At 62.7% G+C, this 8672-nt stretch carries 11 protein-coding genes; 4 read left to right on the forward strand and 7 right to left on the reverse strand.

Annotation, left to right across the window (positions count from 1 at the left end):
- Nucleotides 1-70: 70 nt before the first annotated feature.
- Nucleotides 71-865 (reverse strand): N-6 DNA methylase, encoded by a 795-nt coding sequence (locus ACFSCT_RS09950; protein ID WP_379142390.1) that lies wholly within the window; start codon nt 863-865, stop codon nt 71-73.
- 251 nt (nt 866-1116) lie between these two features.
- Between ACFSCT_RS09950 and ACFSCT_RS09955 the strand changes: the two genes are divergently transcribed.
- The gene (locus tag ACFSCT_RS09955) at nt 1117-1254 is read left to right on the forward strand and encodes a hypothetical protein (RefSeq protein WP_379142392.1); all 138 of its coding nucleotides are present in this window, start codon (nt 1117-1119) and stop codon (nt 1252-1254) included.
- A 50-nt stretch (nt 1255-1304) separates the two neighbouring features.
- On the opposite strand, the gene ACFSCT_RS09960 is transcribed toward ACFSCT_RS09955, so the two are convergent.
- Nucleotides 1305-1901, reverse strand: a complete 597-nt coding sequence (locus tag ACFSCT_RS09960; RefSeq protein WP_101462283.1) for a DUF6927 domain-containing protein — start codon at nt 1899-1901, stop codon at nt 1305-1307.
- 1 nt (nt 1902) lies between these two features.
- Nucleotides 1903-2529 (reverse strand): hypothetical protein, encoded by a 627-nt coding sequence (locus ACFSCT_RS09965; protein WP_157994923.1) that lies wholly within the window; start codon nt 2527-2529, stop codon nt 1903-1905.
- 435 nt (nt 2530-2964) lie between these two features.
- Between ACFSCT_RS09965 and ACFSCT_RS09970 the strand changes: the two genes are divergently transcribed.
- Nucleotides 2965-3606 (forward strand): thermonuclease family protein, encoded by a 642-nt coding sequence (locus ACFSCT_RS09970; protein WP_379142394.1) that lies wholly within the window; start codon nt 2965-2967, stop codon nt 3604-3606.
- Between the two features lie 253 nt (nt 3607-3859).
- Here ACFSCT_RS09970 and ACFSCT_RS09975 read toward each other — a convergent pair whose 3' ends face one another.
- Nucleotides 3860-5062, reverse strand: coding sequence for a DNA polymerase Y family protein (locus ACFSCT_RS09975; RefSeq protein ID WP_379142396.1), 1203 nt, complete (start codon nt 5060-5062; stop codon nt 3860-3862).
- 52 nt (nt 5063-5114) lie between these two features.
- Here ACFSCT_RS09975 and ACFSCT_RS09980 point away from each other — a divergent pair, with 52 nt between their 5' ends.
- Entirely contained in the window at nt 5115-5444 is a 330-nt protein-coding gene (locus ACFSCT_RS09980) for a hypothetical protein (protein ID WP_379142397.1), read from the forward strand.
- Nucleotides 5407-5985: an SOS response-associated peptidase gene (locus ACFSCT_RS09985; RefSeq protein ID WP_379142399.1), complete on the forward strand. Its 579-nt coding sequence runs from the start codon at nt 5407-5409 to the stop codon at nt 5983-5985. Before ACFSCT_RS09980 ends, ACFSCT_RS09985 begins: the two co-directional genes overlap by 38 nt.
- Nucleotides 5986-6328: 343 nt before the next feature.
- Here ACFSCT_RS09985 and ACFSCT_RS09990 read toward each other — a convergent pair whose 3' ends face one another.
- The 3 genes from ACFSCT_RS09990 to ACFSCT_RS10000 form a co-directional block, all read right to left on the reverse strand.
- On the reverse strand, nt 6329-6640 hold the full coding sequence (locus ACFSCT_RS09990; protein ID WP_379142402.1) for a hypothetical protein: 312 nt from the start codon (nt 6638-6640) through the stop codon (nt 6329-6331).
- Nucleotides 6637-7908 (reverse strand): replication initiation protein RepC, encoded by a 1272-nt coding sequence (repC, locus tag ACFSCT_RS09995; protein WP_379142404.1) that lies wholly within the window; start codon nt 7906-7908, stop codon nt 6637-6639. The genes ACFSCT_RS09990 and repC overlap by 4 nt, the downstream gene beginning before the upstream one ends.
- Before the next feature lie 291 nt (nt 7909-8199).
- Nucleotides 8200-8672, reverse strand: a 473-nt coding sequence (locus ACFSCT_RS10000; protein ID WP_379142406.1) for a hypothetical protein, incomplete at its 5' end; no start/stop codon positions are given.

Here is an 8672-nt window from a genome sequence, read left to right on the forward strand (position 1 = left end):
GAAACCCTGAAAAGCGGGATCGGTGATCCCCTTTCGTTCTCGCGCAGAATAGGCCCCGCAACAGCCTGCGTCAATCACATTGCCAGACGGCGCGGGCCTGGACCGGCGCCGTGCTGCGCAGCAGTTCGCGCGTCCGGGCGCGGGCCTCTTCCTCGGCCTGCGCGGCACGGCGGGCGACGTCCTTCTGCTTCGCGAACGGATCGCCATGCAGTCCATAGAACACCGGCGCAGACGCTGTATATGACTGCTCGAACACCTCAAGCGAAAGGCTGTTGCCGTTGATCACCCGACCGGCGATGCCGCGCGTGCTGATCTGGATATAGGCCATGTGGAAAGTGCTGCGGGACAGTTCGACCGCCTCAACCCAGATATGCCTGGCCGGATCAAAGCCCTGGCTTTCGAGCGCATCGGCCATCGCCAGAACCATGCCACCGGCACCGGCGGCGGGTTCGGACACGGTGATGAAGCCCTGCGCCTCGATTTGCGCGGCGGCATCGCCAAGGCTCATTTCGGCCATCAGGCGGCTGACCTCATAGGGCGTGAAAAATTGCCCGAGGCCGGCATCGAGCGCGCCGATCTCGGCGGCGACCTGGCCGATGAAGTCGATGCCGCCGCCGGCGATGGCCTCGATGGCGACCGCCATCATTTCAGGCACGCGCTGCACGTCGCCCTTGTTCGGGAACCTGCCGACGCAGTCCATGTATTGTGCTTCCAGCCGGTCCCGCTGATCGGAGAACGGGGAGGCGCGCTTGGCAAGCGCGCAATAGGCCATTTCGCAGAACAGGCGGAAAATCTCGGTGCAGGTTTTCGAGCGATCGAACTGGTCGAGGGCACGCAGGAATGCGGTCACGGCAGGATGGGCCATGTCAAAATCCTTGTGGGAATGGGGCAGGGTGCCGCGCCGTCAGGCGCGGCGCGCGGGCATCACTGGTCGCGCGATGCGTTCAGGGCCAGCATGATCGCGGTCCTGTTGGCGGCCACATCATTGCTGATCTGGTCATAGGGCTTCGACCAGTCGACCGGCGTTTGCAGAAGGGCGTCCATGATCGCAAAAGCGCCCTTCCGGGTGCGGCGATCACCGCCACGTCCGCCGCCGATGCTCATGCCGGATGCGACATGAACGACCTGCCAGCGTTTGTGCTGCTTGAAAACGCCAAGCCCCTACCGGCAATAGGCGGTCACGGTCTGATCGCCATAGAGGCTGTTCGGGATGGTGATCATCTGTTGTGCATGGGTCATGGAACTGATCCTTGAATGTCGGGGGACACGGGTGCAGCCGCGCCATCGGGCGCGGCGCTGCCGGGTCAGATGCGGGTCCAGTCGCGGGACATAATGTTGCTGATGGAATAGCGCCCGCCGGTTTCGGTGCTGATGAACACCGTTCGGTTGCTGCGCCCCCATTTTTCCTTTGAGACTCGGAAGGTCTGCAACTCAGCGCCATCCGAAAACCGCAGGGGCGTTGCCAGACAGATCACGTCACCGGGTTTCATGCGGCGGCTGTTGCGCGCCGCGTGGTCGCGGCAGCGCTGCCGCCAGTCGAGGGCGTATTCGGCGCTTGTCGGTGACAGCAGGTCCAGCAGTTTCGCCGGGGCCTGGGCCTGATTGGGGCCGCTGGTTTCGTCCATGTCCTTATAGCCCCACTCGCCCTTGCTGGTCGTGGTCAGGAACACGGCGGCAAAAGTATAGCCGCCGGTGGCGTCAGTCTCGAAATGCCCGGTGGGGTCGCGCCCGGTGTCCAGTCGGCCAGCGGCAGGTTCCGCGCGGATCGCCGCATACCAGACCGAGCCCTTGCGGCTGATCAGGACGGGGAAACCCCGTCCATTCTCGCTGTCCCAGGTGCAGAGCCGGGCGATTTCATCGCGGATGCAGGCGGGGGTGTCGGGATAGATGAGCCAGCCCATATCAGCCCCTCCGCGCATTGAGGGCGAACAGGATCAGGTCCCGCAGTTCTTCCAGCGGATGCGCGTCCGCGTCATCCATGCGCGCATCGGCGTCGTCTTGGTCGGGGATTTCATCCAGAATGCGCTGTGCCAGCAGGTCGACCAGATCGGGCAGGCGGGTATTGGCATAAGCGTGTGACAGGTCGCGGTATTCGACCAGTTCGCCGGTCAGGTCCACGATCCGGGCGAGGGTTTCGCCGATCTCGCCCCAAGGGGCATCATGGACAATCTGCCATTCTTCGGCGTCCCGGTGAAACCCATAGACCGACCAGAAATCATGCTCGCCGGGATCGCAGACTTCGATACTGCCACCCATGTCGCGGACGGGGGACAGGCGGAAGCCTGAGAAGGCAAAGATGGTCGTGCCGCACGGCAGCCCGTTGAAATGCTGCGCCAGCGCGGCTTGGTCAATCTGCTGACCAGCCCGGCGATACCGAACGGCGCTAACCCATTTGCCAGCATCGGCTGCCTTCGCGCGCAGATCGTCCAGCGTGAAGGTGCCGAGATAGTCCCCGGTCACATCGAACGCGGCCCAGAGATTGAGCCAGCGGCCTTCGTTACGGGTCAGGCCATCAAAATTGTGAAACATGGTCATCTTCCATTTTGCGACGGTCCCGCCTTGGTCGTTGCCTTGTGCGGGGTGCCCATCATCGGGCGGGGTTTCTGGCGAGGTCGCGGGGACCGCGCGCCTCTCCTGAAACCCTGCCTCCCGGCGAGGGCAGGAGGGGGACCCGATCAGGGGTCGGCCGTAGGGGCGAGGGGAGGGGGATCACCCGGCCTGCACGGAGCGCGCCGCGCGAAGGAAGGCCGGGGACACCCCTTGCCCCGTCAAGCGGACGCGCCCTTGAACGGGGGAACCGGCGGTTCCCATGACGGCTGCGGAACGCGGCCAAACAAAAGCCGGGGCGTTCGGTTTTGTCCGAATCCCCCGGCTGGCGTGGCCCGCGATATGCGGGCCTCCATCGATCTACATGGCCGTCCGGAAATGCTTGTCCCGTGATCAGAAGTTGCTGATGATCATTCGATGACACTGACCCGACAATTCATCCTTGCCGCACTCTTCATCGCCACGGCTTCGACAGCCGCCCTCGCGCAGACGCGCGTGGTGGATGGCGATACCTTCGATCTCGACGGGCTTCGCATCAGAATCAATGGGATAGATGCCCCGGAATTTGGGCAGCGCTGTGGCGATTGGGATTGCGGCCAGGCGGCGCTGGAACATCTCGACGCGCTGATCTCGGCAGGCACGGTCAGTTGCGAGGCGCTGGACCAGGACAAATACGGGCGCACAATTGCGCGCTGTGACGTCGAGGGGCAGGATCTCGGTGACGCCATGATCGCGGCGGGCCTGGCCCGCGCCTTCATGCGCTATTCAGATGATTATGTCGGTGCAGAGGAAACCGCTCGGGTCGCGGCGGTCGGGATCTGGCAGGGTGATTACGAGACGCCTTGGGATTTCCGGGAACGGAAATGGGCCGAAGCCGCGCAGAAGGCGCCGGAGGGCTGTCCGATCAAGGGGAATATTTCGTCGGGTGGCAAGATTTACCACGCGCCATGGTCGCCGTGGTATGGAAAGACCCGGATCAATGTCGCCAAGGGCGAACGCTGGTTCTGTTCCGAAGATGAAGCCATCACTGCTGGCTGGCGCGCGCCGATCTGGCGGTGAACATCATTCTCTGCGATTGTTTTTCGAAACGCTGCTATTGACGAGAGGTAAGATGACAGCACGGGCGATAGGGACGATTTGCGGCGCGGCGCTTGGTTTCTTGATTGGTGCCGGCACCGGCATTGTCGGTGGACCTTTCGGTGCGATGGCTGGGGTGCTGGTGTTCACCACGGGCGGCGCTATCTGGGGCTTCAGCGCTGGTCCCGACCTAGCCCGCCAAATCAGTCGCTGGCGCTCGAAGTGAGGAACAGTCCTACCCACGCTCGAAAAACCCCGGATGCGGTGCATTGAGACCAAACCGGATGGCGCCATCGCCAAAGCGGGCATTGATCTGATCGAGTGCCTTCGAGATCTGCTCGCCCCGCGTCAGTTCGGCCGGGGCAAGGGGAAGGAGCAAATCTCCTTGCCGCGCGGTCAGAAGATCGACATTGCCCAGATGGACGCCAAGGCTGATGATCGCACCGGGCCGAACGCTGCGCCAGAGGCGTATCCAGAGGGCGCGGTGCAGCCTGAGAAAGATCGCCGTGTCCTGGGTCGGAAAGCAGCTGACATTTCGCGCCCAAGTGCCGCCAGCCAGAAAGCTGACCGTGAGGCTGAACCGGGCCGCAACGCGACCATCGCGGCGCAGACGGGCGCTCGCCTTCTCGACCAGCCAGCGGCCGACATGATAGGCGCGGACCGGATCGCGAAACTCCGGGGCCAGCACCTTGCTGTTGCCGAACCCTCCGCGCTCGGTGGCAATGAGCGGGATCTCCATACCTTGCAACATCCGCACGAAGCGTTCGCCCTCGACCGATCGCCAGATCAACCGGGCGTGGCGCGGATCGAGCGCATGGAGACTTGGAATATCGAAAATGCGTGCGCGGTAGAGCCGGGCTTTCATAGATTCTGAAACCCCTGGCAGATCATCCAGCGACAAATGGGCGATTGCCTGGGGCATGTTTTCCGGGCCAAGCCAGCGGCAGCCGTCTGGCTTTTCCAGCTTGCCGGCGATCTTGGCCAGCAGGTGATTTGGCCCGATTCCGGCAGAAAACCGCAGGCAGACGCCGACCTCGGCCGCGACCGCTGCCTTCAGCCGGGCGACGAGATCGATGGCTCCCACGAGGCCGCTTGCCTCGCCGGACAGGGCCAGCTGGAACTCATCGACGCTGCGGATATGGGTCAGCTCGGCATGGCGATCGAGCACGTCCGCGACGGCCAGGTTGAAGCGGACATAGAGACGATGACGGGATGGCAGGAAGGTGATGCCGGGGCAGAGCCGCCGGGCATCGCGCACGCTGGTGCCGGTTTTCACGCCAAAGGCCTTGGCCTCATAGGAGGCGGCGACACAGGCGCCCGATTCCGAATCGACGGCGGTGATCGCCACCGGCCGGCCGCGGAGGCCTGGGTTGAGTTGCTGTTCGACACTCGCGAAAAAGCTGTTCATGTCGAGATATAGAATGCGGAACGGACCCATGCGCTAAACCTGCCGGATGGTGTTTTCGGCTTCATGTTCTATTTTTGTTCTCATGGATCGCAAGCAGCAATTGAGAAACGTCGCGTTCGGCGGGGCCTGGTCGGAACAGATCGCGGGCCGCGAGGCCATCGCGGCCGCGATCGAGACCCTGAAGCGGGCGGCCGCAGGTGCTGCGCGCCGCGACCCGCGGTCGCCAGAGACCAGCTCAGCACTTGATTTGCTTTGCAAAAATCACCCGAAGGGCGTCCTATTGCGGGACGCCTGGAGGCGAGGCGCGACCTGGGAACCGGCGCCACGGCGCATCCGCGAGTTGGCGCGGATCGCCGGGCTACTGGCGGAAGGGCATGGAGACGCGGGGCAGAAATCAGGCAATGTGCAATAAATACGCCAATACGCTGAACCAGATCCTCATGCAGGACTATTTCCGGGTGATGCGCGAGCATGATCGCTTGGGCAATGCCGAGCCTTTACCTGCGATCTGGCCGAAATACGAAGCGCCCGTGCTGCGGCTAACCCCGGACGGGGACTGCGAACTGGTCCGGATGCATTGGGGTTTCCTGACGCCGCAGGTCTCGAAGAAGACCGGCAAGCCGATCAAGCCTGCGGCCTGGAACAATGCGCGGGACGACAAGCTGCGGACGGAACCGCTCTGGAAGGACAGCTTTCGCAATCGCCGCTGCCTGATCCCTGCCAGTGCCTTTTGCGAAACGAAAGGCCGTAATCCGGCCGTGGATGTCTGGTTCGGCGTCGGACAGGAAAGCAACCCCTCACCCTTTGCCTTCGCGGGCCTCTGGCGCCAGGGACAACCCGGTGTCGAGGGCGAGGAGGGCACCTGGCTCACGCATACGATGATCACCACGGTCGCGAACGACTTGGTGAAGCCTGTTCATCCACTGCGAATGCCCGTGATTCTCGCCCCCTGAGGATTACGGTACCTGGCTCGCCGGCGATGAGGAGGCAGCCTTTGCGCTCCTTAAGCCCTATCCGCCCGACCGGATGTTCGTATTCCAGGGCGGCTGATCAGCCCTGCCGGTTGTCCAGCCTGCAAGGCCCTGCTCTTGCACGGCCGCAGCGGTCCTTGCAGGCTGACAGCGAGACGACACGGATCGAGCGTCAGCTTGTGGTCAACCGGCGGTGCCCAAGAGGCGCCACCACGGGATGCCCCGCGTGGAGGGCGGATAGTCTCTATCCGAAAGCGGTTGCTGGATATCGCATAGTGGATGGTGGTTGTTGCATTACGCATCTGCTGTTTTCCGCCGCTCGCGATCATTCGGCATAGGTCGCGGCCTCTTCGGTTAGCCCCATTCGATCCGCCCGGTCCCAGAAGGCCTGGTGCCGGGTGGAAATTTCGCGGGCGCGGGCGAAAGCCTCCAGGCGGGCGGCATCGAGGCAGGCGATATAGGGCGAAAATTCCGAGAAATACCGCTCGAAATCCTCGGCGACGATATCGGCATATTCGCTGAAGGTGGCGTCGTCGTCTGGCATGAACGGCTCTTCGGGCGGAACACAGATCCTGTCCTGCCCAAGCGCGGGCCCGCTGAACGCCAGCAGCCCGATCAGCCAGATTCCGGGCCTCATGTCGGGTCCTCCCCTCGTTTCCGTTCGCTGAGGCCGATCAGGCTGCGGATCAGGTGCAGATCGCCCTCGCGATATTTCTTGATCATGCCGCGCAGATAGCCGCCGGGTTTGAAGATCGTGGTGCCGGGCTCGGCCTTTCGAGCATCGAGGATGAAGACCGAGAGCATGGCGCTGTCCTCGCCCATGACCTCTTTTGCGGCCGCCCAGGCATCAGGGCTGATGCCGAGTTCCGGCACGCGCCGTTCTGCTGCCCATACGAAATCATGGAAGCGAAGAGAGCGCGGTTCGGCCCGGCCACTCAGGTAAAACTGCATCTCCGGCGATGCGAGCCTGAACAGCCGCTCCGGTCCAAGCTTGGCGATAAATTCGCTCTTGAACGCGCCGCTGGCCGCCCCATCATTGTTTTCATTGTAGTTCGTGCCGCCGTCAGGCGGCGCGACAGAAGAAATGCTGTGCGCGGGCTTGCCCGCGCGCCGCTGATCGACGCGTGCGTTACAGATACGGGAAGATTCTTGGGTTGTATCTTGTATATAGGAACGCTCGTTTTCGAGCGGTCCACCGATTGATTCTTCTACTTTTTCGAGAAGATCGAGGGCGGTTCTGCACAGGTTATCCGCATCCTCGACATGGGCGGTTAGCGTCGCGAGATCCATGATGTGAAGCTGATCGGCCGAGGGCCATTTCTCCAGGCCTGCCCGGATCTCGCCGATCAGGGGATGATCGGGGGCGATCTCGCAAAGATGATCGAGAGCCTGGACCAGGTGCCGGCGATGGGTGCTGCGTTGGCCACGCAGATATTTGGCCTGCTGGCGGTCGGCTGTCAGCCTCTCATCGATGGCCATCAGCTCGTCCGCACGGGCGATGGCAGCACTGAGATAGAGCCCAGTCCCGGCGGCACGTGAACGGCTGCCATTGGCGCCCGTGCGCCGCTCGATCAGGCCCGCCAGTTCCAGCTCAACGGTGATCGCGCGCAAGCGCGGCTGCGACAGGCCGAGCATTTTGGCGACCTCGCCGGCTTCTGCATAGATGACAGGGGACCGATCATCTGCGGTCCAATCAAGAGGCCGTGTCAACGCGGCCAGGCGCACAAAGGCATGGGCTGCGGAACGGCCGACACCGAGGGACGGCGCGACACGTTCGACCAGCACAGCGAAACTGTCCCGCTGCATCCGGCCCGGAAGGACGGGGTGTAGATCAGATGGGTCGCGGTAGGACCGCGTTGCGGCGGGATGAACCGCCCGTGGATAAGTCATTCTTCTGCTCCTCATTTCCGTTGAGGCGCAAGGAATCCGTGCAAGATTTCTCTGTTCGCGCAGGCGCGTTTTTTGCTTGATCTGCTCTTAGGGAGGACGTACAAATAAGCCTAACATTGGTGGCTATTCAGGGTTGGCGCCCTGTTTGCACGATCCCCCCCGCCGGGTTCCCCGCGCGGGGGTTCGCTTTTTCTGGGTCTGGTTGATCCTCGCTCGATGATTCTTGATTAGTTCTTAACGCGACAGGCTACAGCTTCTGGTAGCGGCGGGCAATTCTTGATCTAGGGAAGCTCATCACCGCCATATCTAGTAGCGAACCAGCTCGAACCCGTGCTCGCCGAAATAGTCGTTCCATTCGACGCCGATGCCGCGAAACCGCCCTTCTGCCTCGCAATCGCCGCGAGGCTGGACGCTGACCTCCATCCAGGTCGGAGCGTCGTAGATATCGAGACTGTGCCAATTGAAGGTGCCTTGTTGATCGTAGCTGCCGATATTTGCCCGCCGTCGCGCTCGCCAACAGATATCGTCGCCCTCGGAGTTGCGGTGGTTCCACTGCAACCAATCGACGTCATAGACCTTGATCGATCGGATGAAGTCGAAATCTGAACTGGACAGATCGACCCTGCCGGGACGCACTGCCTGCGTTTTGATGAACTGCGAGAATGCGCTATCGGGCGACTGGCCCTGGTCGGGAAGCGTAGTTGTGCTGATTGACCAGAAGCGTTCCATTGGGCTCTGGGTGTTCAGGGAAGCGCCCATTGGACAGCGCCAGATCTGCA

The organism is Paracoccus pacificus (assembly GCF_042680785.1).
Lineage (GTDB): Bacteria > Pseudomonadota > Alphaproteobacteria > Rhodobacterales > Rhodobacteraceae > Paracoccus > Paracoccus pacificus.

Bases quoted from the DNA above. Each gene is read 5' to 3' on its own strand.
- ACFSCT_RS09950 (WP_379142390.1), bottom strand. From the start codon at position 865: ATGGCCCATCCTGCCGTGACCGCATTCCTGCGTGCCCTCGACCAGTTC.
- ACFSCT_RS09955 (WP_379142392.1), top strand. From the start codon at position 1,117: ATGAACGACCTGCCAGCGTTTGTGCTGCTTGAAAACGCCAAGCCCCTA.
- ACFSCT_RS09960 (WP_101462283.1), bottom strand. From the start codon at position 1,901: ATGGGCTGGCTCATCTATCCCGACACCCCCGCCTGCATCCGCGATGAA.
- ACFSCT_RS09965 (WP_157994923.1), bottom strand. From the start codon at position 2,529: ATGTTTCACAATTTTGATGGCCTGACCCGTAACGAAGGCCGCTGGCTC.
- ACFSCT_RS09970 (WP_379142394.1), top strand. From the start codon at position 2,965: ATGACACTGACCCGACAATTCATCCTTGCCGCACTCTTCATCGCCACG.
- ACFSCT_RS09975 (WP_379142396.1), bottom strand. From the start codon at position 5,062: ATGGGTCCGTTCCGCATTCTATATCTCGACATGAACAGCTTTTTCGCG.
- ACFSCT_RS09980 (WP_379142397.1), top strand. From the start codon at position 5,115: ATGGATCGCAAGCAGCAATTGAGAAACGTCGCGTTCGGCGGGGCCTGG.
- ACFSCT_RS09985 (WP_379142399.1), top strand. From the start codon at position 5,407: ATGGAGACGCGGGGCAGAAATCAGGCAATGTGCAATAAATACGCCAAT.
- ACFSCT_RS09990 (WP_379142402.1), bottom strand. From the start codon at position 6,640: ATGAGGCCCGGAATCTGGCTGATCGGGCTGCTGGCGTTCAGCGGGCCC.
- repC (WP_379142404.1), bottom strand. From the start codon at position 7,908: ATGAGGAGCAGAAGAATGACTTATCCACGGGCGGTTCATCCCGCCGCA.